This is a genomic window from Streptomyces sp. D2-8 (assembly GCF_023184515.1).
Taxonomy (GTDB): Bacteria; Actinomycetota; Actinomycetes; order Streptomycetales; family Streptomycetaceae; genus Streptomyces.
Genome location: NZ_JAAHBP010000001.1, coordinates 57,940 through 80,485 on the forward strand (window position 1 = coordinate 57,940; position 22,546 = coordinate 80,485).

Annotated in this window: 22 protein-coding genes and 1 pseudogene; 11 read left to right on the forward strand and 12 right to left on the reverse strand. The window is 71.8% G+C overall.

Features of this window, described 5'->3' with window-relative positions; translation table 11 throughout:
• Positions 1-28 precede the first annotated feature (28 nt).
• Positions 29-880, forward strand: a complete 852-nt coding sequence (locus G3I77_RS00260) for a serine hydrolase (RefSeq protein WP_248500363.1) — start codon at positions 29-31, stop codon at positions 878-880.
• A gap of 223 nt (positions 881-1,103) precedes the next feature.
• Here G3I77_RS00260 and G3I77_RS00265 read toward each other — a convergent pair whose 3' ends face one another.
• Entirely contained in the window at positions 1,104-1,469 is a 366-nt protein-coding gene (locus G3I77_RS00265; RefSeq protein ID WP_248500364.1) for a hypothetical protein, read from the reverse strand.
• Between the two features lie 316 nt (positions 1,470-1,785).
• On the opposite strand from G3I77_RS00265, the gene G3I77_RS00270 reads away from it, so the two are divergent.
• The 3 genes from G3I77_RS00270 to G3I77_RS00280 all read left to right on the forward strand — a co-directional run bounded on the left by G3I77_RS00270 (position 1,786) and on the right by G3I77_RS00280 (position 7,556).
• On the forward strand, positions 1,786-5,505 hold the full coding sequence (locus tag G3I77_RS00270; protein WP_248500365.1) for an ABC transporter ATP-binding protein: 3,720 nt from the start codon (positions 1,786-1,788) through the stop codon (positions 5,503-5,505).
• A gap of 112 nt (positions 5,506-5,617) precedes the next feature.
• Positions 5,618-6,010 (forward strand): hypothetical protein, encoded by a 393-nt coding sequence (locus tag G3I77_RS00275; RefSeq protein WP_248500366.1) that lies wholly within the window; start codon positions 5,618-5,620, stop codon positions 6,008-6,010.
• 118 nt (positions 6,011-6,128) lie between these two features.
• A complete protein-coding gene (locus tag G3I77_RS00280) occupies positions 6,129-7,556 on the forward strand; it encodes a S28 family serine protease (RefSeq protein WP_248500367.1) in 1,428 nt (475 codons plus the stop codon).
• 26 nt (positions 7,557-7,582) lie between these two features.
• Here the strand turns inward: G3I77_RS00280 and G3I77_RS00285 are convergent, their stop codons facing one another.
• From G3I77_RS00285 to G3I77_RS00310, 6 genes and pseudogenes are all read right to left on the reverse strand, one after another.
• A complete protein-coding gene (locus tag G3I77_RS00285) occupies positions 7,583-8,239 on the reverse strand; it encodes a hypothetical protein (protein ID WP_248500368.1) in 657 nt (218 codons plus the stop codon).
• Between the two features lie 113 nt (positions 8,240-8,352).
• Positions 8,353-10,185: a glycoside hydrolase family 3 protein gene (locus G3I77_RS00290; protein ID WP_248500369.1), complete on the reverse strand. Its 1,833-nt coding sequence runs from the start codon at positions 10,183-10,185 to the stop codon at positions 8,353-8,355.
• 332 nt (positions 10,186-10,517) lie between these two features.
• Positions 10,518-10,683 (reverse strand): annotated as a pseudogene (locus G3I77_RS00295) (LysR family transcriptional regulator); the annotation flags it as partial.
• 165 nt (positions 10,684-10,848) lie between these two features.
• Entirely contained in the window at positions 10,849-11,646 is a 798-nt protein-coding gene (locus tag G3I77_RS00300; RefSeq protein WP_248501421.1) for a sugar phosphate isomerase/epimerase, read from the reverse strand.
• A 32-nt stretch (positions 11,647-11,678) separates the two neighbouring features.
• Positions 11,679-12,830, reverse strand: coding sequence for a dihydrodipicolinate synthase family protein (locus G3I77_RS00305; protein ID WP_248500370.1), 1,152 nt, complete (start codon positions 12,828-12,830; stop codon positions 11,679-11,681).
• Positions 12,827-13,978 (reverse strand): Gfo/Idh/MocA family protein, encoded by a 1,152-nt coding sequence (locus tag G3I77_RS00310; RefSeq protein ID WP_248500371.1) that lies wholly within the window; start codon positions 13,976-13,978, stop codon positions 12,827-12,829. Before G3I77_RS00310 ends, G3I77_RS00305 begins: the two co-directional genes overlap by 4 nt.
• A 333-nt stretch (positions 13,979-14,311) precedes the next feature.
• Between G3I77_RS00310 and G3I77_RS00315 the strand changes: the two genes are divergently transcribed.
• Positions 14,312-15,361 carry a LacI family DNA-binding transcriptional regulator gene (locus G3I77_RS00315; protein WP_248500372.1) on the forward strand — a complete coding sequence of 350 codons (1,050 nt, stop codon included), beginning with the start codon at positions 14,312-14,314 and terminating at the stop codon, positions 15,359-15,361.
• A 104-nt stretch (positions 15,362-15,465) separates the two neighbouring features.
• Positions 15,466-15,705 carry a hypothetical protein gene (locus G3I77_RS00320; protein ID WP_248500373.1) on the forward strand — a complete coding sequence of 80 codons (240 nt, stop codon included), beginning with the start codon at positions 15,466-15,468 and terminating at the stop codon, positions 15,703-15,705.
• Positions 15,706-15,820: 115 nt separating this feature from the next.
• Here the strand turns inward: G3I77_RS00320 and G3I77_RS00325 are convergent, their stop codons facing one another.
• Complete coding sequence (locus tag G3I77_RS00325) at positions 15,821-16,393, reverse strand: dihydrofolate reductase family protein (RefSeq protein WP_248500374.1); 573 nt, start codon at positions 16,391-16,393, stop codon at positions 15,821-15,823.
• 98 nt (positions 16,394-16,491) lie between these two features.
• On the opposite strand from G3I77_RS00325, the gene G3I77_RS00330 reads away from it, so the two are divergent.
• Together G3I77_RS00330 and G3I77_RS00335 are read left to right on the forward strand one after the other, a co-directional pair.
• Complete coding sequence (locus G3I77_RS00330; RefSeq protein WP_374385337.1) at positions 16,492-17,208, forward strand: GNAT family N-acetyltransferase; 717 nt, start codon at positions 16,492-16,494, stop codon at positions 17,206-17,208.
• Positions 17,209-17,252: 44 nt separating this feature from the next.
• Entirely contained in the window at positions 17,253-18,056 is an 804-nt protein-coding gene (locus G3I77_RS00335; protein WP_248500375.1) for a sugar phosphate isomerase/epimerase, read from the forward strand.
• Positions 18,057-18,060: 4 nt separating this feature from the next.
• On the opposite strand, the gene G3I77_RS00340 is transcribed toward G3I77_RS00335, so the two are convergent.
• A complete protein-coding gene (locus G3I77_RS00340; RefSeq protein WP_248500376.1) occupies positions 18,061-18,954 on the reverse strand; it encodes an NAD(P)-dependent oxidoreductase in 894 nt (297 codons plus the stop codon).
• A 50-nt stretch (positions 18,955-19,004) separates the two neighbouring features.
• Between G3I77_RS00340 and G3I77_RS00345 the strand changes: the two genes are divergently transcribed.
• On the forward strand, positions 19,005-19,400 hold the full coding sequence (locus G3I77_RS00345; RefSeq protein ID WP_248500377.1) for a MerR family transcriptional regulator: 396 nt from the start codon (positions 19,005-19,007) through the stop codon (positions 19,398-19,400).
• Here the strand turns inward: G3I77_RS00345 and G3I77_RS00350 are convergent.
• Entirely contained in the window at positions 19,397-19,603 is a 207-nt protein-coding gene (locus G3I77_RS00350; RefSeq protein ID WP_248500378.1) for a DUF397 domain-containing protein, read from the reverse strand. The two genes, G3I77_RS00345 and G3I77_RS00350, sit on opposite strands and share 4 nt — an antisense overlap.
• The gene (locus G3I77_RS00355; RefSeq protein WP_248501422.1) at positions 19,593-20,414 is read right to left on the reverse strand and encodes a helix-turn-helix transcriptional regulator; all 822 of its coding nucleotides are present in this window, start codon (positions 20,412-20,414) and stop codon (positions 19,593-19,595) included. The genes G3I77_RS00350 and G3I77_RS00355 overlap by 11 nt, the downstream gene beginning before the upstream one ends.
• Positions 20,415-20,743: 329 nt before the next feature.
• Between G3I77_RS00355 and G3I77_RS00360 the strand changes: the two genes are divergently transcribed.
• Entirely contained in the window at positions 20,744-21,052 is a 309-nt protein-coding gene (locus tag G3I77_RS00360) for a hypothetical protein (protein WP_248500379.1), read from the forward strand.
• 11 nt (positions 21,053-21,063) lie between these two features.
• Here the strand turns inward: G3I77_RS00360 and G3I77_RS00365 are convergent, their stop codons facing one another.
• Positions 21,064-21,657 (reverse strand): ABATE domain-containing protein, encoded by a 594-nt coding sequence (locus tag G3I77_RS00365; RefSeq protein WP_248500380.1) that lies wholly within the window; start codon positions 21,655-21,657, stop codon positions 21,064-21,066.
• Between the two features lie 86 nt (positions 21,658-21,743).
• Here G3I77_RS00365 and G3I77_RS00370 point away from each other — a divergent pair, with 86 nt between their 5' ends.
• On the forward strand, positions 21,744-22,544 hold the full coding sequence (locus tag G3I77_RS00370; RefSeq protein WP_248500381.1) for an MBL fold metallo-hydrolase: 801 nt from the start codon (positions 21,744-21,746) through the stop codon (positions 22,542-22,544).
• Positions 22,545-22,546 lie beyond the last annotated feature (2 nt).

A 22,546-nucleotide genomic window follows, 5' to 3' on the forward strand; every position in this document is an offset into this window, starting at 1 on the left:
TCGCCCGTGCCCGGGAGTCAAGGGGTGCATGACTTCTGGGATATCCCGCCGCGCGAGAGTGCTGGCGGCGGCCGTGGGTACGGGCGTCCTCGTGCCGCTCGTCGTCGCCGCCACGCCCGCCGCCGCTGCCGCTCCGGCCGTGACGTGTACGTCCGCCAAGGCCGGGCTCGCCGCCAAGCTGAAGAAGGACATCACCGCCGCGCTCGCCACCCGCAAGGGCACGGTCGCCGTCGGCCTCTACGACCGCAGCACCAACACGACCTGCACCCTGCGCGCGAGTTCCGCCTACGACTCGGCCAGCGTCGTCAAGGTCGCCGTCCTCGCCACGCTGCTGTGGGACGCGAAGAAGACGCACCGGTATCTCACCGACCGCGAGAACACCCTCGCCAAGGCGATGATCACCAAGTCGGACAACGCGGCGACCTCCACCCTGTGGAAGCAGCTCGGCATGACGAAGATCAAGAACTTCCTCAAGGCCGCCGGCATGACGCAGACCAAGCCCGGCGCGAACGGCTACTGGGGCCTCACCCAGATCACCGTCACCGACGAGCAGAAGCTGCTGAAGCTCCTCACCGCCAAGAACGCGGTCCTGAGCGACAACTCCCGCGCCTACATCCTCAAGCTGATGGGCCAGGTCGTCTCGTCCCAGCGCTGGGGCACCCCGTACGGAGTGCCCTCAGGCGTCAGCGTGGCCGTCAAGAACGGCTGGCTGCAACGCTCCACGAACGGATGGCGGGTGCACAGCGTCGGCGCGTTCAAGGGCGGCGGCCACGACTACGTGATGACGGTGCTGTCCCACGGCAACAGCACGATGAACTACGGCATCGCCACCATCCAGGCCGTGGCCAAGGTCATCCACAAGGATCTGGCGGCGAGCTGACGGCCTTATCCAGCCGAGGTCCAGGAACCTCCTGACGAAGGCGAGGAGGGTGAAGAGCACGGGGAAAGGATGTTTTCCATATCCGGGCAAACGACCTCAAGTCGGGCGGATGGCTGCCCGAGTGGCCGACTCACCGGAACGGCCGACGTTCGCCCGGCCGACCGCCTGGTGAGCCTGACCGTCACTTCCCGCGCGAACAGGTCTCACCGAACGGGAGGTCCGATCACATCTCCCAGCCCAGCAGCGGGACGCGGACCCCGGTGAGCAGGGCCAGGACCATCACCGCGGACAGCAGCAGCACCGCGGCGAGCCGCACGACGGCGAGTGCGTCCACCGCGGTGCGCAGCGGCGGCCAGGGCAGCAGACGCAGCGACCAGGTCACCGCTACCGAGACCGCGAGGAGCACGGCCAGGCTCGCGACCTCCGTGTGCCCGGACATCTGGCGCGGTGCGCTCGGGTCGAGGTCGTAGCCCTCCGCGTACATGGCGAAGGCGAGCCCCCGCCAGCACAGGGCGGCGCACAGGGCCACCACGGTCTCGGCGCGCGCGAAGCGCGGTCGCCGCCACACCTGGGCGAGTGAGGACATCATGACCGGCAACCTTAGTCCTAGGCCGTGTCCGCAAAGTCCCGCCGTCCGCCCGGAGGGCGGGCCCCGCGGCGTCTGGTGCGTGCTCTCGGCGTGCCGGGAGGAGCCCCTCGTACTGGACGTACTTGAGGCTTCGCCCGGTGCGGCGAGAGTGCGTGCCAGGCGTCGCGGGGCAGGCGGGACTTTGCGGACACGGCCTAGGCCCTCGGTCGGGTGTGCCTCGTCCCCTGGTCGGGCAAGCGGCGCCGGGGGATGAAAACGGGTGCGTTCCGCGTTGATGCCTTCCGGCAGCTCAGGACGACGACTGGAAGGCACCGGCGTGACACCGAAACGGGGATGGGCACGACGACTGTGGGCCTACGCGTGGCGCCACCCGAAGGACGTCGTACTCGCCCTCGGCTCCTCACTGGCCGGCATGGCCGTGATGGCTCTCGTCCCGCTGGTCACCAAGGTGATCATCGACGACGTCATCAGCGACCACACCAGGGACATGACCACCTGGGCCGGCCTCCTCGTCGCCGCCGCGCTGGTCGTCTACGTCCTCACCTACATCCGCCGCTACTACGGCGGCCGCCTCGCCCTCGACGTCCAGCACGACCTGCGGACGGAGATGTACGGCGCGATCACCCGGCTCGACGGCCGCCGCCAGGACGAGCTGTCCACCGGCCAGGTGATCGGCCGGGCGACCAGCGACCTCCAGCTGATCCAGGGCCTGCTCTTCATGCTCCCGATGACGATCGGGAACTTCCTGCTGTTCCTGATCTCCCTGGTGATCATGGCGTCGCTGTCCTGGCCGCTCACCCTGGTCGCCCTGGCCGTCGCGCCCAGCATCTGGTGGATCGCCAAGCGCAGCCGCACCCGGCTGCACCCCTCCACCTGGTACGCCCAGGCCCAGGCCGCCGCCGTCGCGGGCGTGGTCGACGGCGCCGTCAGCGGCGTACGCGTGGTGAAGGGCTTCGGGCAGGAGGAGCAGGAGACCGGCAAGCTCCGGGAGGTCGGTCGCCGGCTGTTCGCCGGCCGGCTGCGCACCATTCGCCTGAACTCGGTCTACACCCCGGCCCTCCAGGCCGTCCCCGCCCTCGGCCAGGTCGCGATGCTGGCCCTCGGCGGCTGGCTCGCGGTACGCGGGCACATCACGCTCGGCACGTTCGTCGCCTTCTCCACCTACCTCGCCCAGCTCGTCGGCCCGGTCCGCATGCTCGCCGTGGTCCTCACCGTGGGCCAGCAGGCCCGCGCCGGCACCGAGCGCGTCCTGGAGCTGATCGACACCGAGCCGTCGATCGAGGACGGCCGCAAGGACCTGCCCGCCGACGCCCCCGCGACGGTCGAGTTCGACGACGTCTCCTTCGGCTACGACGACGACCGCACCGTCCTCGACGGCCTGTCCTTCGAGATCCGTCCCGGCGAGACCCTCGCCGTCGTCGGTTCCTCCGGCTCCGGCAAGTCCACCGTGTCCCTCCTCCTGCCGCGCTTCTACGACGTCACCCGCGGGGCCGTCCTGGTCGGCGGGCACGACGTACGGGAGCTGACCCTTCAGTCGCTGCGGGCGGCGATCGGGCTGGTCCCGGAGGACTCGTTCCTCTTCTCCGACACGGTCCGCAGCAACATCGCCTACGGCCGCCCGGACGCGACCCAGGAGGAGATCGAGAAGGCCGCCCGCGCCGCCCAGGCGGACCGTTTCATCAGCGAGCTGCCCGAGGGCTACGACACCACGGTCGGCGAGCACGGCCTCACCCTCTCCGGCGGCCAGCGCCAGCGCGTCGCCCTCGCCCGCGCCATCCTCAGCGACCCGCGCCTGCTGGTCCTGGACGACGCCACCTCCGCCGTGGACGCGAGGGTCGAGCACGAGATCCACGAGGCCCTCAAGGGCGTCATGCGGGGCCGCACGACCCTGCTGATCGCCCACCGCCGCTCCACCCTGAACCTCGCCGACCGCATCGCCGTCCTGGACGGCGGCCGCCTCGCCGACATCGGCACCCACGAGGAACTCCAGCGGCGCTCCGCCCTCTACCGGCGCCTGCTCACCGACCCGGACGAGCTGGGCGCGGTCTCCCCGGGCCACACCCAGCCGGCCTGCCCCCAGGAGGACACCTCCGTACGGGACGAGCTCGACGCGGAGTACGACGCCGAGCGCGGGGTCACCCCGCGGCTGTGGACCGGCGACCGCGAGCGCAAGGACGCCGCCCTCGCCGAGAGCCCCGCGACCCCCGAGCTGCTCGCCCAGGTCGAGGCGCTGCCCCCGGCGACCGACGTGCCGGACGTCGACGAGTCGAAGGCCGTCCAGCCGGAGGAGTCCTACGGCCTGCGCCGGCTGCTGCGCGGCTTCGGGCTGCCGCTGCTGGTCAGCCTCGCCCTGGTCGCCACCGACGCGGGCATGGGCCTGCTGCTGCCCGTGCTGATCCGGCACGGCATCGACTCGGGCGTCACCCAGGCCGCGCTCGGCGCCGTGTGGGCGGCGGCCCTGCTCGGGCTGCTGACGGTGGCCGTGCAGTGGGCTGCCCAGATCGGCGAGACCCGGATGACCGGGCGCACCGGCGAGCGGGTCCTGTACTCGCTCCGGCTGAAGATCTTCTCCCAGCTCCAGCGCCTGGGGCTCGACTACTACGAGCGTGAGCTGACCGGGCGGATCATGACCCGGATGACGACCGACGTCGACGCGCTGTCGACGTTCCTCCAGACGGGCCTGGTCACGGCCTTCGTCTCGGTCGTCACCTTCTTCGGCATCATGGTCGCCCTGCTGGTGATCGACGTGGAGCTCGCGCTGGTCGTCTTCGCGACGCTGCCGCCGCTGATCATCGCCACGTACTTCTTCCGCCGGGCGAGCGTGAAGGCGTACGAACTGGCCCGAGAGCGGGTCTCGGCGGTCAACGCCGACCTGCAGGAGTCGGTGTCCGGGCTGCGGATCGTGCAGGCCTTCCGGCGCGAGCGGGACGGCGGGCGGCGGTTCGCCGAGCGCAGCGACAGCTACCGCCAGGCGCGCATCCGGGGCCAGTGGCTGATCTCGGTCTACTTCCCGTTCGTGCAGTTCCTGTCGTCGGTGGCCGCGGCGGCCGTGCTGATCGTGGGCGGTGCCCGGGTCGACAACGGCACGCTGGCGATCGGCTCGCTGGTGGCGTACCTGCTCTACATCGACCTGTTCTTCGCGCCCGTGCAGCAGCTGTCCCAGGTCTTCGACGGCTACCAGCAGGCGTCCGTCTCGCTGGGCCGCATCCGGGAGCTGCTCCAGGAGCCGACGTCGACGAAGTCCGCCGACGAACCCCTGGACGTCCCGTCCCTGCGGGGCGAGATCGCCTTCGAGGACGTGCACTTCGCCTACGGTGACGACGAAGAGGCCCTGGACGGAGTCGACCTGCGCATCCCCGCCGGGCAGACCGTCGCCTTCGTCGGCGAGACCGGCGCGGGCAAGTCGACCCTGGTGAAGCTCGTGGCCCGCTTCTACGACCCCACCGGCGGCCGGGTCACCGTCGACGGCACCGATCTGCGGGCCCTCGACCTCACCTCGTACCGGCACCGTCTCGGGGTGGTCCCGCAGGAGGCGTACCTCTTCCAGGGCACGGTCCGCGACGCCATCGCCTACGGCCGTCCGGACGCCACCGACGCCGAGGTCGAGGCGGCGGCCCGCGCGGTCGGCGCGCACGACATGATCGCCCGGCTTACGGGCGGCTACCTCCACGAGGTCGCCGAGCGCGGCCGCAACCTGTCCGCCGGGCAGCGCCAGCTGATCGCCCTGGCCCGCGCCGAGCTGGTCGACCCGGACGTCCTGCTGCTCGACGAGGCCACGGCCGCCCTGGACCTGGCCACGGAGGCCCAGGTCAACCAGGCCACCGACCGCCTCGCGGGCCGCCGCACGACTCTCGTCGTGGCCCACCGCCTCACCACCGCCGCCCGCGCCGACCGGGTCGTCGTCATGGACCGCGGCGGGGTCATCGAGGACGGCACGCACGAGGAGCTGCTCGCACGCGGCGGCCGGTACGCGGAGCTGTGGCGGACGTTCATCGGTGCCGCCGAGCCGGAGGAGCCGGTCGGCGCGTCCCGCTGACGGCGGCGGCCGGCGGCGCTTTCGTAACGCTCGTGCAACCATCCGACATACGTCATGCGTCCGTACAGGCGTACGCCGATGGTCGCGGACGACGCGGTACGGGAGGACGACAGTGCACAGTGGAGCGATACGCCGGCGGCTCGCGCTCGGGCTGGCCGTGCTGACCGCCTCCGGGCTGCTCGCCGTCGCGGCGCCCGGCGACGCGCAGGCCGCCACCTCCGCGTTCTGCCCCGGGCGCAAGGTCCGCACCCTGCCGTTCTCCACCGGGACCGTGCTCGTCTACAAGCGCGGCGGCTACGTCTGCGCCGTCACCCGCACCAAGAAGCCCGGCGCCAAGCGCAAGATGTCGGTGAGCGTGCAGGCGCGCGGCAACCGGCCCGTCGTCGACGAGGGCAAGTACGCCTACCACGCGGGCCCGGTGACCGTGCACGCCGGGCGTCGCTGCGTCTGGCTCAAGGGCCAGGTCGGCAGGGGGAAGTTCAGCTCCGGCTGGATCCTCTGCTGACGCCGCACCGCACCCGGCAACACGCCCCCCGCGCACAGGGTTTTCCCCATGTCCCCTGGTGCTCCGGTGAGTTGGTCCGCTACCTTCCGGCGCACATCTGTCTCACAGGGGAGTGCGCATGCGCAAGGCGCTCAGATGGCTGCTGGCGCTCACGGTGCTCATAGGCACACTGGGCACGGCGGGAGCGGCCACCGCCGCCGACGCCGCCGGCACCACCGACATCAAGGAGAGGCTGCTCTCCATACCGGGCATGAGCCTGGTCGAGGAGAAGCCGTACACCGGCTACCGCTTCTTCGTCCTGAACTACACGCAGCCGGTCGACCACCACAAGCCGTCGAAGGGCACGTTCCAGCAGCGCATCACCGTGCTGCACAAGGACGTCTCCCGCCCGACGGTGTTCTTCACCAGCGGCTACAACGTCTCCACGACGCCCCGCCGCAGCGAGCCCACCCAGATCGTGGACGGCAACCAGGTCTCCCTGGAGTACCGCTTCTTCACCCCGTCCCGGCCCGCCCCGGCCGACTGGTCCAAGCTGGACATCTGGCAGGCGGCCAGCGACCAGCACCGCGTCTTCAAGGCCCTGAAGAGCGTCTACAGCAAGAAGTGGATCTCCACGGGCGGTTCGAAGGGCGGCATGACCGCCACCTACTACGAGCGCTTCTACCCGCGGGACATGGACGGCGTCGTCGCCTACGTCGCCCCCAACGACGTGGTGAACAAGGAGGACTCGGCCTACGACCGCTTCTTCGCCCGCGTCGGCACCAAGGAGTGCCGCGACCGGCTGAACGGCGTGCAGCGCGAGGCGCTGGTGCGCCGCGAGCCGCTGGAGAAGAAGTACGCGGCCTTCGCGCAGGACAACGGCCTCACCTTCACGACCATCGGCAGCCTGGACAAGGCCTACGAGGCGACCGTCCTCGACTACGTGTGGGGCTTCTGGCAGTACAGCCTGCTGTCCGACTGCGATCAGATCCCGGCCGACGCCAAGAACGCCACGGACGACGAGATCTGGGACTCCGTCGACACGATCGCCGGCTTCTCCGCCTACGCCGACCAGGGCCTTGCGACCTACACGCCGTACTACTACCAGGCCGGCACCCAGCTCGGCGCGCCGACCATCCGCTTCCCGCACGTCGAGAAGCAGTACATCCGCTACGGCTACCAGCCGCCGCGCAACTTCGTCCCCCGGGACATCCCCATGAAGTTCCAGCCGTCGGCGATGCGGGACATCGACACCTGGGTCCGCCACAACGCCCGCCACATGCTGTTCGTCAACGGACAGAACGACCCGTGGAGCGCGGAGCCCTTCCGCGTCGGCAAGGGCGCGAAGGACTCCTACGTCATGACCGCCCCCGGCATGAACCACGGCGCCAACGTCGCGGGTCTCGTGCCCGAGCAGAAGGCCCTGGCCACCGCCCGCATCCTCGACTGGGCCGGTGTCGCCCCGAGCGCGGTGCAGGCGGACCCGCAGGCGGCGAAGCCGCTGGCGAAGTTCGACGCCAAGCTCGACAAGCGGGACACCCGGCGTGAGATGACGCTGCGTCCGTAAGCACGTCGCCGTCGCGCCCGGCCGCCTCACAGCGGCCGGGCGCACCCCACGGGCCGCTTCCCGCCCAGCCGGACGTACAGGGCCGTCGGGCGGGGGCAGTCGGCCCGCTCGGCGACCGCCCGGGTCACCTCGTACTGAGGCTCGTGCCTGCCCGTGCCGTCGCAGGCGGTCTCGCGGACCTGCCCGTCGCCGGAACCGTAGACGCAGTCGCCGACGATCGTGCGGGGCCCGCCCCCGCCGCCCGGGTCACCGGGATGCGGGGGCTGGAGGTTGCGCATACAGGCGTAGCCCCGCGGGACCGCCCCGTCGCCGTCCTCGTCGGACGCGGACCGCTGCTCGCTGATGTGCAGCACGAAGTCGGTGGTCTCCGGGCAGCGCGGACCGTCCCGCACGGTGCCGTCGTGCCGCGCGGCGACCCGGGCCGCCGCCCGTTCACCGGTGCACGGCACCTCGGTGAAGCTCGTCGTTCCGAACGAACTGCACTCGCCGACCGCGAGGAACACCGCCCCGAACCCGGACGGCCGGGTCGGCACCGGCGACACCGTGGCGGTCCTCCCGGTCGCCGGCTCGCCCAGCCGGCCGTCCTCGGCCACGCCGCCCGACGGGCTCTGGCAGCCGGTCAGCAGCGCGCCCAGCAGGACCAGGAGCCCGCAGACCACCCCCACAGCACTTCGCTCACGCATCGCCGACCCCCCGAGTGTGCTCGCCCAGCGTGACCCGCCGTTGCGGGCGCACGCCAGGCACATGGGGCGGTTTGCGCACGTTGGGGGTGGTGCGCCCGGTCCGTGGCGTACGTCTAGTACGACAGCCCGTAGCCGATGGGGTACAGCACCTGCTCCGGATCATCCGCCCGCCGCACCACCACCGGCAGCTTCCCGCGCGGCTTCACCCGCCCGGCGATCACCCGTGCGACGGCCCGCAGTTCGACGTCGGTCCAGGAGTAGGCGGCCAGGCAGGCCGGCACGGACGGCAGCTGGGCCACGTCGTACGGATTGCGGATCGCCACCGCCACGACCGGCCTCCCGGTCGCCACGAGCTGCTCCACCAGCGCCTTCTGGCTGCTGCTCGCGGTGACGTTGTAGGTGGCGGCCACCACCGCGTCCGCGTCCCGGGCCGCCGCGACCGCCTTCGCGACGGCCACCGCGGAAGGGGCCGTGCCGGTCGACAGGGCGGTGGCGGTGAAGCCCAGTTCGCCCAGCGCGCCGGCGAGCACGCCCGTGGGCGGTCCCGTCGTGCCGGACGGCGAGGCCGGATCCGCGCCGACCACGAGCACCTTGGGGTACCGGCGCCGCGGCAGAGGCAGCAGCCGCCCCTCGTTGACGAGCAGCGTGGTGGTCCGCTCGGCGATCCGACCGGCCGCCGCCAGATGCGAACGGGTGCCGACGGTCCGGTCCACACCGCCCTGGCTGACGTACGGCGAACGGAACAGCCCCAGTCCGGACTTCAGCCGCAGCACCCGCAGGATCGATTCGTCGAGCCGGGCCTCGGTGAGCTCGCCCTCGCGCACGGCGGTCAGGACGGCGTTCCAGGCGAGGTCGAGGTCGGGCGGGTTGAGCAGCTGGTCCACGCCCGCCTTCAGCGCGAGCACCGGCACGCGGGCGTCGCCGTACTTGGTCCGTACGCCCTCCATGCCGAGGGAGTCGGTGACGACGACCCCGTCGTAGCCGAGCTGTTCGCGCAGGATGCCGGTGAGGATCGGGCGGGAGAGGGTGGCCGGGTCGCCGGAGTCGTCGAGGGCCGGGACCATCAGGTGCGCGGTCATGATCGAGTCGATGCCCGCGGCGATCGCGGCCCGGAACGGCGGCGCGTCCAGCTTCTCCCACAGCTCCCGGCTGTGCGTGATGGTGGGGAAGCCGGTGTGGCTGTCGACGTTGGTGTCCCCGTGCCCGGGGAAGTGCTTCGCGGTCGCGGCGACCCCCGACCCCTGGTACCCGGCCACCTCGGCGGCCACCAGGGCGGACACGGCCCGCGGGTCGGCGCCGAAGGACCGCACGCCGATGACCGGGTTGGCCGGGTTGACGTTCACGTCGGCCACGGGGGAGTAGTCCTGCCGGATCCCCATCGCGCGCAGCTCGGCGCCCGCGATCCGCCCGAGCGCACGGGCGTCGGACCGCGACCCGCCCGCGCCGACGGCCATGGCCCCCGGGAACAGCGTCGCCGGCTTGCCCACCCGGGCGACGATCCCGTGCTCCTGGTCGGTGGAGATGAGCACGGGCAGCCCGCGCGGCAGTCCCAGGGAGGCCCGTTGGATGCCGTTGGACAGGTCGGCGATCTGGTGCGGGTCGCGGGTGTTGTGCGCCCAGGTGAAGTAGATGATGCCGCCGACCCGGTACTTCGCCACCAGCTCTGCGGCCGTACGGACCCCGATCTCCCTGAGGTTGGCGTCGATGTCGGCCTGGTCGGGGGCGGTGGCGGAGTGGCCGTAGACCCGCATCACGAAGAGCTGGCCGACCTTCTCCTGGAGCGTCATGCGGGAGATGAGGGCGCGCAGCCGGCTGTCGTCCGGGGCGGCGGCGTGCGCGGGCCCGGCGGCCGCGAGGGCGGCGGTGACGCCGGCCGTGGCGGCGAGGACGGTACGTCTGGAGGGCTGTGCCGTGTTTCCCGTGCTTCCCGTGCCGGTGTCGTGCACGTGCGCTCCTTCCGGAGGGTGATCCGCTCGGATCCGCTGAAGGAAACTTCCAAGCTGCCAGCAATAACGGGGAAGTTTCTGCCAGTCAAGGGAATGCACAGTAACCGCACGGGGGCCGCCACCGGCGCGGTTGGAGGGGGACGCGCCGATGGCGGCGGTGCCGCCGGCCGCGGTACGGCGGAGAGGGTGGTCAGCGATCGCAGCCAGTGGCGAGGGCCGACACCGCACCGTGGTGACTCTCCGGCGGCCTGCGATTGGACGGGGACGGTCCGGCCCGGGTTCCCCGCTCGGCCCGGATTTCCGCAAGTCGGGACGCGAGGTGAACCAGGGGCTCAACGGGGCGGATGAGCCGCCACGTTCGGCCACTGCTCACCGAGCACCCGCACGAACTCCGCGATGGCGGGCCGCCCCCGTCGGCCACAGCGCGTACAGCCGCCGCACCGGCATCGGATCGAGCGGCACCTCCACCACCCCGGCGGGCAGCGGCCCGCGCCCCACGCCCTTCGCCACCAGGTCGACCGACAGATGCGGGTCGACCTCGCAGAGCCGGGCGTCCAGGCCGGTGCGGGCCCGTACGCCGGAGCGGCAGGACGGCCCCGGACACACCGCCGCCCCGCCCCCGGGGTCCGTGGGGCAGGGCAGTGGGTGGGGGCCGGGGTGGGGTCAGCGGGTGTGCGCGGCGAACCTCTCCACCGTTTCGGCCAGGACCTCCTGGCCGTCCCGGGCCCAGAGGGCGTCGTTGAACAGCTCCACCTCGATGGCCCCGGTGTAGCCGGCCGCCTCCACGTGGCCCTGCCACTCCCGCATGTCGATCGACCCGTCGCCGATCTGGCCGCGGCCGGTGAGGACGCCCTCCGGGAGGGGAGTCGTCCAGTCGGCGAGCTGGAAGGTGTGGATGCGGCCACCCGCTCCCGCCCGGGCGATCTGCGCGGGCGCGGTGTCGTCCCACCAGACGTGGTAGGTGTCGACCGCGACTCCGACCTGGTGCGCCGGGAAGCGTTCGGCGAGGTCCAGGGCCTGGGCCAGGGTCGACACCACGCAGCGGTCCGAGGCGTACATGGGGTGCAGCGGCTCGATGGCCAGGCGGACGCCGTGCCGCTCCGCGTACGGGCCCAGTTCCGACAGGGCGTCCGCGATGCGTTCACGGGCGCCGTGCAGGTCCTTCGAGCCCGCGGGGAGACCGCCCGAGACCAGGACCAGGGTGTCCGTGCCCAGCGTCGCCGCCTCGTCGATCGCGCGGCGGTTGTCGGCCAGGGCCTCGGCCCGCTCGCGCGGGTCGATCGCCGTGAAGAAGCCGCCCCGGCACAACGTCGTCACCGTCAGCCCCGCGTCCCGGACCAGCTTGGCCGTGGCCTCCAGGCCGTGCGCCTGCACCGGCTCGCGCCAGAGCCCCACGTTGCGGATGCCCAGCAGGGCGCAGCCGTCGACGAGTTCCGGCAGCGACAGCTGCTTCACCGTCATCTGGTTGATGGAGAAGCGTGCCGGCGACGCGCTCACTGGTTCACCCCGTACACGCTCAGCAGCGTCTTCATCCGTTCCTCCGCCAGCTTCGGGTCGGGGAACAGCCCCAGCCCGTCGGCCAGTTCGTACGCCGTCGCGAAGTGCGGCAGCGACCGGGCCGACTGCAGGCCGCCGACCATCGTGAAGTGCGACTGGTGGCCCGCCAGCCAGGCCAGGAACACCACACCCGTCTTGTAGAAGCGGGTCGGGGTCTGGAAGAGGTGCCGGGAGAGTTCGACCGTGGGGTCCAGCAGATCGCGGAAGCCCCGCACGTTGCCGGTGTCCAGGACCCGGACCGCCTGAGCCGCCAGCGGGCCCAGCGGGTCGAAGATGCCGAGCAGCGCGTGGCTGAAGCCCTGCTCGTCACCCGCGATCAGCTCGGGGTAGTTGAAGTCGTCACCCGTGTAGCAGCGCACGCCCTGCGGGAGGCGGCGCCGGATGTCGATCTCGCGCTGGGCGTCCAGCAGGGAGACCTTGATGCCGTCGACCTTGTCGGGGTGGGCGGCGATCACGTCCAGGAACGTGTCCGTCGCCGCCTCCAGGTCGGCCGACCCCCAGTAGCCCGCCAGCGCCGGGTCGAACATCGGGCCCAGCCAGTGCAGCACCACCGGCTCGGCGGCCTGCCGCAGCAGGTGGCCGTAGATCTCCAGGTAGTCCTCGGGGCCGGAGGCCGCCGCCGCGAGCGCCCGGGACGCCATCAGGATGGCCTGCGCGCCGGACTCCTCGACGAGAGCGAGCTGCTCCTCGTAGGCCGCGCGGACCTCCGCCGGCGAGCCGGAGGCGATCTGGTCGGTGCCCACGCCGCAGGCGATACGGCCGCCGACCGACCTGGCCTCGGCCGCCGACCGGCGGATCAGTTCCGCCGCGCCCGCCCAGTCCAGACCCATGCCGCGCTGGGCGGTGTCCATGGCCTCGGCGACGCCCAGCCCGTGGGACCACAGGTGGCGGCGGAAGGCGAGGGTGGCGTCCCAGTCGACCGCGGCGGGCGAGTCGGGGGAGACGTCCGCGAACGGGTCGGCGACGACATGTGCCGCCGAGAAGACCGTGCGGGAGGTGAAGGGCGTGCCGGGGGTCACGGCCAGGGGCTCGGTGCGCGGCTCGTAGGTCCGCAACGCCCCGTCGGCACCGGGGAGTCGGATGGTCACAGCGCGATCTCCGGGACGTCGAGACGGCGGCCCTCGGCCGAGGACTTCAGGCCCAGCTCGGCGAGCTGGACACCGCGGGCACCGGCCAGCAGGTCCCAGTGGTAGGGGGCGTCGGCGTAGACGTGCCTGAGGAACAGCTCCCACTGGGCCTTGAAGCCGTTGTCGAACTCGGTGTTGTCCGGGACCTCCTGCCACTGGTCGCGGAAGACCTCCGTGGCGGGGATGTCCGGGTTCCAGACCGGCTTGGGGGTGGCGCTGCGGTGCTGGACGCGGCAGTTGCGCAGGCCCGCGACAGCCGAGCCCTCCGTGCCGTCCACCTGGAACTCCACCAGCTCGTCGCGGTTGACGCGCACGGCCCAGGAGGAGTTGATCTGGGCGATCGCGCCGCCCTCCAGCTCGAAGACGCCGTACGCGGCGTCGTCGGCGGTCGCGTCGTACGGCTTGTCGTTCTCGTCCCAGCGCTGCGGGATGTGCGTGGCGGTGAGCGCCTGGACGGACCTCACCCGGCCGAACAGCTCGTGCAGCACGTACTCCCAGTGCGGGAACATGTCGACGACGATGCCGCCGCCGTCCTCGGCGCGGTAGTTCCACGACGGGCGCTGGGCGGTCTGCCAGTCGCCCTCGAAGACCCAGTAGCCGAACTCGCCGCGCACGGACAGGATCCGGCCGAAGAAGCCGCCGTCGATCAGGCGCTTCAGCTTCAGCAGGCCCGGGAGGAAGAGCTTGTCCTGGACGACGCCGTGCTTGATGCCGGCCGCGTTCGCCAGCCGGGCGAGGTCCAGGGCGCCGTCGAGGCCGGTGGCGGTCGGCTTCTCGGTGTAGAGGTGCTTGCCGGCCGCGATGGCCTTCTTCAGCGCCTCCTCGCGGGCGGAGGTGACCTGCGCGTCGAAGTAGATGTCCACCGTCTCGTCGGCGAGGACCGCGTCGAGGTCCGTCGACCAGTGCTCCAGCCCGTGCCGCTCGGCCAGCGCCTTCAGCGCGTGCTCACGGCGGCCGACCAGGATCGGCTCGGGCCACAGCGCGGTGCCGTCGCCGAGGTCGAGGCCGCCCTGCTCGCGCAGGGCCAGGATGGAGCGGACCAGGTGCTGGCGGTAGCCCATGCGCCCGGTCACGCCGTTCATGGCGATACGCACCGTCTTGCGTGTCACGTCGTTCCCTTCGTACGCGGTCGTCGCGCCGCGTACGCCCCACCCGTCACGGGCGGCCCGGTGGGCCACCCGTGGACTGGTGAGCGTTGCAGCAAGCGCTTTCTACATGCAGAGAAGCTAGCCTCTGAACCGCGGTCCGGACAAGACCGTGACCAGGACGAGTTGTTCGAGGGGGCGAACAACCCGGGGTCGGGGGCTTAAGGTCTGCTCGGAACCATGGCCATGGGTTCGTCGGGGCAGCGGCGGTCGACCTGCTGTTCCGCTCGGAACCATGGCCAGTGGTCTGGGTGTGTACGAGGGCGGAGACGAGATGCGCGACCGGAGGACGACGAGATGACGGTGACCCTGGCGGACGTGGCGGCCCGCGCGCAGGTCTCGCCCGCGACGGTGTCGCGCGTGCTGAACGGGAACTACCCCGTGGCGGCCTCCACCCGCGAGCGGGTGCTGAAGGCCGTGGACGAGCTGGACTACGTGCTCAACGGGCCCGCCAGCGCCCTGGCCGCCGCCACCTCCGACCTGGTCGGGATCCTGGTGAACGACATCGCCGACCCGTTCTTCGGGATCATGGCGAGCGCGATCCAGGCCGAGATCGGCGGGCCGGGCGGCCGGGCGGGCGGGGAGAGACTCGCCGTGGTCTGCAACACGGGCGGCTCCCCGGAGCGGGAACTGACGTACCTCACGCTGCTGCAACGGCAGCGTGCCGCGGCCGTGGTGCTGACCGGCGGGGCGATCGAGGACGCGGCGCACCAGGCCGCGATGGACGCGAAGGTGCGGAAGCTGACGGAGGCCGGGACGCGGGTCGTGCTGTGCGGGCGGCCGCCGGCGCCGGAGACCGGGGCGATCGCGCTGACCTTCGACAACCGCGGCGGCGGGCAGGAGCTCACCGAGCACCTCATCGGGCTCGGGCACCGCCGGCTCGGCTACATCGCGGGCCCGGAGGAGCGGACGACCACACGGCACCGGCTGGAAGGGCACCGGGCCGCGCTGGCCGCGCACGGCATCGAGGAGGACCCGCGGTGGACGGTGCACGGGCGCTACGACCGGCGGTCCGGCTACGAGGCGACGCTGGAGCTGCTGCGGCGTGATCCGTCGCTGACGGCGGTCGTCGCGGCGAACGACTCCGTCGCCCTGGGGGCGTGCGCCGCGCTGCGGGACTCGGGCCTGCGGATTCCGGAGGACGTGTCGGTGGCGGGGTTCGACGATCTGCCGTTCAGCATCGACGCGGTGCCTTCGCTGACGACGGTGCGGCTGCCGCTGGGCGAGGCCGGGGCCCGGGCCGGGCGGATCGCGATGGGGCGTGAGGAGGCGCCGCCCGGGGGGATCGCGTCGGTCCGGGGGGAGCTGATGGTGCGGGGGTCCTCCGGGGTGCCGCGGACTTCTTGAGGTGCTGTGTCTTGAGAGGGCTCGGGGTCGGTGCCGGGGTGCGGGTGCTGGGGTTTGAGGGGGCTCGTGGCTGGTGCTGGCTGCTGGGGTGCGGGCGCTGGGCTTTGAGGGCATGGAGTCGGCGCCCCGCGGGCGCGCCCCGCCCCGGCTTCGGTCGGCACGCGCTCGGCTTCGGCCTGAACGCGCCCTGCTTCGGCCGGTACGCGCTCGGCTTCGGCCGGTACGCGCTCGGCTTCGGCCTGAACGCGCCCGGCCTCGGCCTGAACGCGCCCCGCTTCGGTCGGCCCGCGCCCGCCTCGGCCCGCACCGCCCGCCTCGGCCTGAACGGCCTCGTCCTCACGTGATCCCACACCCGCCGGGTCGGCCCTCCGGCGAGTGTCACGTCCGGGAACGCGGCGGCGGGACGCGTGCGAGTGTCACGTCCGGGAACGCGGCGGCGGGACGCGTGCGGGGGCCTCGTCAGCGAACGACGTCGAAGACGTTCTTCTGCAGCCCGTTGGCGTAGGCCTCGTGCTCGACGAGCCGCAGCTTCTGGGTGTCCTTGTCCGTGGCGCTGAAGAGCCGCTTGCCCGCCCCGAGCAGGAGGGGGAAGACGAGCAGGTGGTAGCGATCGATCAGGCCGGCGTCCGACAGGGCCCGGTTGAGGGAGGCGCTGCCGTGGATGATGATCGGGCCGCCCTCGGTCTCCTTCAGCGCGGCGACGTCGTCGAGCGAGCGCAGGATCGTGGTCTCGCCCCAGTTCGACACCAGGTCGTCCTCGGTGAGGGTGGTGGAGACGACGTACTTCGGCATCACCTTGTAGTCGGCGAAATCCTCCATGTCGGGCCACACCTGACTGAATGCCTCATAGCTGGTGCGACCCAGCATCATCGCGGTGGCTTCCTTCTGCTCCCGGCCCTTGATCTCGAACGCCTCGGGAAGGAACTCGACGTCCTTGAAGGTCCACCCGGAGTTCCGGTAACCGGGCTCGCCGCCCGGGGCCTCCACGACGCCGTCGAGCGAGACGAAAGCGGTGCTGATCAGAGTACGCATCCGGGGTTCCTCGGTATCTCATGTCGGGTTCTCGGCAGCTTCCGTCGGTGCACGCTTCCACAGCACTCGTGGCTGCGACGCACGAACACCTCTTCTGACTGGGGAACAAGGAAGAACTCATCGGCCATCGCCGGTTCCTTTTGCCGGCCGCCCGTCGGGATCACCTCGTGTCTGGTCCCGGATGCCCTGGACGTCTAGGCTCGACGGTCGGGGCGATGCTGGACACGGTCCGGGCCGAGGACCGGCCGCGGCCGGCGGAAGCCATGCGGACCGTCCGGACGCTCCTGGGCGACGGCCGGGCCCCGGCCCCCCGCCCCGAGGACGTCGTCCTGCGCGAGCCCGCCCCCGGCGACCTCGGCTGGATCGTGCAGCGCAACGCCGCGCTGTACGCGGCCGAGTACGGCTTCGACGTCGACTACGAGGGACTGGTGGCGAGGATCGTCGCCGACTACGCCGAGGACCACGACCCGCATCTGGAGCGGACCTGGATCGCCGAGCTGGACGGCCGCCCGGTGGGCTGCGTGATGTGCGTACGGGACGACGCGCCCGGCGCCGCCCGTCTGCGGCTCTTGCTCGTCGAGCCGGACGCGCGCGGCCTCGGCATCGGCGACCGCCTGGTCGGGACGCTCGTCGACTTCGCGCGCGAGGCCGGCCACCGCGAGGTCGTCCTGTGGACGAACGACATCCTCGGCGCGGCCCGCCGCATCTACCAGCGCCACGGTTTCGTGCTGGTCGCGGAGAAACCGCACCGTTCCTTCGGTCAGGAGCTGACCGGCCAGGACCGGCGACTGGATCTTCACGCAACACCCGAGTGACGAAGGAGAGTCGCCCGCGGGAGTCCCGGGTAGGGTCCGTCAACATGAAGCTGGCGTTCTCCACCCTCGGTGTCCCCGGCCTGCCCCTGCCCGACGTCCTGCGGCTCGCGACCGCCCACGGCTATCACGGCGTGGAACTGCGCACCCACCCCGAGGAACCGGTCCACACCGGCCTCGGCCCCGCCGAACGGGCGGACGTCGCGGCCGAGTTCAAAGGGTCGGGCGTAGAGCTCCTGGGCCTGGCGGGCTGCGTACGGGTCGCCGCGCCGGGCGACGACGAGCCCGTCCTGGCCGAGATCCGCGCCCTCCTGGACCTGGCCCACGATCTGGGTGCCCCGTACATCCGGGTCTTCCCCGGCGGCGACCTCGACGTGCAGACCCCCGAAGAGGCCGACGCGACGGCCGCCCGACGCCTGGGCACGGCCGCCGAGTACGCCAATGACCTGGGCGTACGCATCCTCCTCGAAACCCATGACTCGCACCGCACCGCCGCCGACGCGATGCGGATCCTCGGCCTTGTCGGGCACCGCCAGGTCGGCGCCCTCTGGGACGTGATGCACACCTGGCTCGGCGGCGAACAGCCCTCCGAGACCTACGCGGCACTCTCCCCGCACCTCGGCTACGTCCAGGTCAAGGACATCCGCTCCGCCGACGACACCACCCCCCTGCCCCTCGGCGAGGGCGTCCTGCCCCTGGCCGAATGCGTGGAGATCCTCTCCCGCCACGGCTGGGACGGCTGGCTGTGCTGGGAGTACGAGAAGCGCTGGTACGAGGAGGCACCGCCCCTGCCCGACCTCCTGGGGCCGGGGAGCGAGCACCTGAGCAGGCTGCTGAACGACTCGGCGTGACGCGTCAGCCCCGGTCAGCGGCGCCGGGCTTGCCGAACTCCTCGATCAGCACCGGATACTGCTCCTTGCCGTGCCCGGCGGCGATCGCACGATCGGCCATCGCCTTGATCAGCCTGGGCAGCTCGGCGTTGACGCCCACCGCCTCGCTCTCCTCGATCAGATGCGCCATCGCCCGCGCGTCGGTCTCCAGCGCCGACACCTCGGCCGGGAACGAGCCTCTGTCGATCTGCTCGGCGTACCCCGGCAGCCAGTCGGCGACACCGGCGGCGATGTGCCGCGCGAACGGCGCGTACGTCCCGGCGTCGACCCCCGCCGTCCTGAGCAGGGCCGTGCCCTGGAGCCAGGCGTTCAGCACGCACCACATCATGGCCAGTCCGGCCGCGTCGTACAGCGACGCCAGACCGTGGTCCGTACCGAGGTAGGTGACGGTGCCGAGCGCGCCGAGTGCCGACTCGTGCGCGTCGAAGTCCGGGCGCGCCCCGCTCTGCAGGATCACCGCGTCAGGAGTCCCGATGGCCGAGGGGATGGCCATGACGGCGCCGTCGAGGTAGTGGGCGCCTCGCGCTTGCGCCCACCGGGCGGTCTCCCGGGCCTGGCCCGAGTCGCCCGAGGTCAGGTTGATCAGCGTCGTGCCGTCCAGTTCGACATCGCTCGTGCCGAGCACCTCGCGCACGGCTCGGTAGTCGGTGACACAGATGATCGTCAGGCGACCGGACTCGATCGCGTCGCCGACGGTCGGGGCCGGCCGCGCGCCCTCGGCCACCAGCCGGTCGGCCTTGCCGGCCGTACGGTTCCACACGGTCGTGGGGTGCCCTGCCTTCAGGAACGCCCCGGCGAGTGCCCGGCCCATCAAGCCGAGTCCGATGACTGTCACGGGTGTTGGGGTGATTTCGTCCATGGCAGCATCGTCAACGTTGATACCGGTGTGAAGGTCAAGTGAGGTTGTCGATGCGGATCGGGGAACTGAGCCGACGGACGGGCGTCAACGCCCATCAGCTGCGGTACTACGAGTCCCAGGGCCTGCTGGAGCCGGCCCGCGGAGCGAACGGCTACCGCGAGTACGACGAGAGCGCCCTGCTGCGGGTGAAGCAGATCCGCCACCTGCTCGGCGCCGGATTGTCCTCGGAGGACATCGCGTACCTGCTGCCCTGTGCGACCGGGGAGGCCCCGGCGCTGGTCGGATGCCCCGAGTTGCTGGCCGCGATGAGGTCGCGGCTGCGGCGGCTGGACGACCAGCTGGCGAGCCTCGCCCAGTCCCGGGACGCCCTGGCCGACTACATCGAGGCGGCCGAACGCGTGGGCGGCGAGAGCTACCCGCCCTTGGGTCTCACGCTGCCTGCTTAGCCCCTGACGTGCCCGTCCTTGACGGCGGTGACGAACGCCGCCCAGCCGCGCTGCGAGAAGACCAGGGCGGGGCCGTGGGCGGTCTTGCTGTCCCGCACGGGGACGTCGGGGCGGCCGGGGGCGACTTCGAGGCACTCGCCTTGATCCCCACCGCTGTAGCTGGACTTGTACCAACCGGTGAGGGCGATGTGCTCACTGATCATGCGCATGTTCCTCCGCTGCCGCCCTGACGAGGGCCAGTGACTCCTGCTGCGACAACGCGTCGCTCAGAGCCAGAGCGTAGGCGGTATGACAGGCACTCACCAGAGCCGGATCGTCCATCAAGTTGCCGGTCTGGAAGCCCTCGACGTAGGCCACGGGGGCCGAGTCCTCGAAGGTCATGAGCGTGAGCAGACTCTGCATGAGTGCGTGCGCCCCCACGCCGTAGGGGAGCACATGCAGGCGCAACCGTCCCGACTCGGCCATGTTCGCCACCTTGTGCAGCTGCTCTGCCATGACCCGCGGCCCGCCGACGCGGCGACGGAGGACTGCCTCGTCGAGCAGTGTCCAGACGACGGGTTGTTTAGGCCCGTCGAGGATTCGGCGGCGTTGCGTTCGAATGACAACGAGCTCGTCAAGTTCCTCGGTCGTGTGGTTCGGACGGTAGGCCCCGAAGAGGGCGCGTGCGTAGTCGTCGGTCTGAAGCACTCCGGGAACCAGGGAGAGGGCGAACTGCTGGATCTGAGTCGCCAGTTGCTCCAGCTCGGCCACCGCCGCGAAATGGTCGGTGTAGTGCGACTCCAGGTCCTCCAGCCACCGCGCGAAGAACCCGTCCGTCCCCAGTGCCCGGTCGATCCGCTGCGCGTCATCCGGCTTGGGGAGGCGTCTGCCCGCCTCGAAATGACTGATCAGCGTGGGCGAGCACACCACCTGCTCGCCCAGTTCCTCCTGGGTGAGGCGAGCGGCGGTCCGCCTCAGCCGCATCTCCTCCCCGTACTTCTCACGCGGCGTTCGAAGCACGCGACGTTCGTCCATCGGCCAACTCCTCTTCTTGACAAGCCCGATGTCAAGCTCCACCCCCTGGCAGCGTAGCCAGAGCCGACCTCACTCTGTGAGTGATTCGCCACAGAACGCAGTCACCACAGGTGAGAAGACAGGCAGACAGACGTGACAGACCTCATCGCCCGGCTCCTCGAACCACTTCTCCGCTTCCTCCTCCCGCCCCGGGGGAGGCGACGGCGATCGGCGGCACCACTCCCGTGCCCGTACGCGCGTCCGGCGGTCCGCTGCCGCCCCGATGAGTGTCCGCTCCGGGGAGAGGACAACCGACTGGTGCGCCCCTACCTGTTGGCGGAGGTGAACGCATGACCGGCGGAGCGCGCGACCACGCGGTGGCCGGACGGCTGCTGCCGTGGAGCAGGGCCGACGGGGGGCCGTGCTATCTCGTCGGCGACGGAACCGGCTACGTCTCACGGCTCGCCGACGAGATCGAGGACGTGCAGATCGACATGGCGGACCATCTGCTCGGACACGCCGCCGAACTCCTCGCGGAGCACCGGGTGGCCGGCGCGGAACTGCACTACCTGGCCCGGCGGCTCAGCGAGTCCCTGCGGGACGTCAAGAGGGTCGCGGAGAGCAGAGGGGCGCGGCTCACCCGCAGGCCCCCGCCATGACCATGACGGACTCAGCGCTGCTCGCTGCGGCGGGCGTACGCGCGGGCCGCGCGGGCGCGGTCGCCGCAGCGGGTGGAGCACCAGTGGCGGCGGCCGTGGCGGAGCAGGTAGCGGTTGCAGGGCGGGGAACCGCAGGCGGTGAGGCGCTCGGCCGCGGGGGAGGTGAGCAGGTCGGCGGCGTCGGCGGCGAGGGTGGCCAGGGCGAGGTCGACGATCGCGGTGGTGGGGTGGGGGGCCGTGCGGTAGGGGCCGGTCTTGTCGTCCCAGCGCAGCAGCGGGGCCGTGGGGACCCTGGTCATCGCGTCGTTGACGGCCGCAATCGCCGCAGGCAGGGCGGGCACGCCGTCGGCCCGGGCGGCGAACAGCGACCTGATCTGTTCGCGCAGCGACCGCAGCTGGGCCGCGCACATCTCCAACATGCCGGCGTCGACCGGGGCGAGACCGCGCTGTGTGAGCCAGTGGTTCGCCTGCGCGGGGGTGCCCACGAGATCGAGTGTGCGCCCGCCGGGCAGGGCGATCGCGGTGTTGGCGAGGGCCAGGGAGGGGTGCTCCTCCTCGCCCTGTGCGGGCGGCGGGGCGGGCTGTTCTGTCACGGGCTCCTCCATGCTTCTCATGGTACGGCTTGCCTGCATCCGTGAGAAGCAGCTACGGTCATCTCACGGTTCGACCGCGTCTATCCGTGAGGTGCTGCATGTCTTCTGTTCCCGTGACGACCGATTTCCCCGTCCGCGTCCTCGGTGGCCCGACCGCCTTCTTCGAGTACGGCGGCCTGCGCTTCCTGACCGACCCGACCTTCGACGCCCCCGGCGACTACGGCCGGCCCGGGGGCCCGCTCCTGACCAAGACCGCGCCTTCCGCCGGTGGCCCCGGCGACCTCGGCCGCATCGACGTGGTGCTGCTCTCCCACGACGAGCACCCCGACAACCTCGACACCTCAGGCCGGGCTCTGCTGGACGGCATACCTCTGACCCTGACCACGCCCGGCGGCGGCAAGCGCCTGGGGGAGAGCCTCGGGGGCAGGGTCCGGGGTCTGGCCGACTGGGAGTCCGTCGCACTGGAGCGGCCCGGCGGCGGCACGGTCACCGTGACCGGCGTCCCCGCCCTGCACGGCCCCGGCCCCCGCGAGCAGGTCGAGCCGTTCACCGGCCAGGTCGTCGGCTTCGTCCTGACCGGCGAGGGCCTGCCCACCGTCTACGTCAGCGGCGACAACGCCTCACTCGACGCCGTCCGCGAGATCGCGGGCCGCTTCGGGCCCGTCGACACCGCCGTGCTCTTCGCCGGCGCTCCCCGCTTCCCGGTGCTCTTCGACAACCAGGTCATCGTCCTGGACAGCGCGATGGCCGCCGAGGCCGCGCAGGTCCTCGGCGCCCGCCGCGTGGTCCCCGTCCACTACGACAGCTGGGCCCACTTCACCGAGGGCCGCGACGAACTGGCGGCAGCCTTCACCGCCGCCGGGCTCGCCGACCGTCTGGACTGGGGCAAGGGCGCCTGACC

Coding starts and splice junctions, on each gene's coding strand:
- G3I77_RS00315 (WP_248500372.1), top strand. CDS start 14,312: ATGACGGTGACCCTGGCGGACGTGGCGGCCCGCGCGCAGGTCTCGCCC.
- G3I77_RS00340 (WP_248500376.1), bottom strand. CDS start 18,954: ATGGACGAAATCACCCCAACACCCGTGACAGTCATCGGACTCGGCTTG.
- G3I77_RS00300 (WP_248501421.1), bottom strand. CDS start 11,646: ATGACGGTGAAGCAGCTGTCGCTGCCGGAACTCGTCGACGGCTGCGCC.
- G3I77_RS00365 (WP_248500380.1), bottom strand. CDS start 21,657: ATGGAGGAGCCCGTGACAGAACAGCCCGCCCCGCCGCCCGCACAGGGC.
- G3I77_RS00370 (WP_248500381.1), top strand. CDS start 21,744: ATGTCTTCTGTTCCCGTGACGACCGATTTCCCCGTCCGCGTCCTCGGT.
- G3I77_RS00285 (WP_248500368.1), bottom strand. CDS start 8,239: ATGCGTGAGCGAAGTGCTGTGGGGGTGGTCTGCGGGCTCCTGGTCCTG.
- G3I77_RS00345 (WP_248500377.1), top strand. CDS start 19,005: ATGCGGATCGGGGAACTGAGCCGACGGACGGGCGTCAACGCCCATCAG.
- G3I77_RS00280 (WP_248500367.1), top strand. CDS start 6,129: ATGCGCAAGGCGCTCAGATGGCTGCTGGCGCTCACGGTGCTCATAGGC.
- G3I77_RS00325 (WP_248500374.1), bottom strand. CDS start 16,393: ATGCGTACTCTGATCAGCACCGCTTTCGTCTCGCTCGACGGCGTCGTG.
- G3I77_RS00260 (WP_248500363.1), top strand. CDS start 29: ATGACTTCTGGGATATCCCGCCGCGCGAGAGTGCTGGCGGCGGCCGTG.
- G3I77_RS00355 (WP_248501422.1), bottom strand. CDS start 20,414: ATGGACGAACGTCGCGTGCTTCGAACGCCGCGTGAGAAGTACGGGGAG.
- G3I77_RS00360 (WP_248500379.1), top strand. CDS start 20,744: ATGACCGGCGGAGCGCGCGACCACGCGGTGGCCGGACGGCTGCTGCCG.
- G3I77_RS00265 (WP_248500364.1), bottom strand. CDS start 1,469: ATGATGTCCTCACTCGCCCAGGTGTGGCGGCGACCGCGCTTCGCGCGC.
- G3I77_RS00350 (WP_248500378.1), bottom strand. CDS start 19,603: ATGATCAGTGAGCACATCGCCCTCACCGGTTGGTACAAGTCCAGCTAC.
- G3I77_RS00335 (WP_248500375.1), top strand. CDS start 17,253: ATGAAGCTGGCGTTCTCCACCCTCGGTGTCCCCGGCCTGCCCCTGCCC.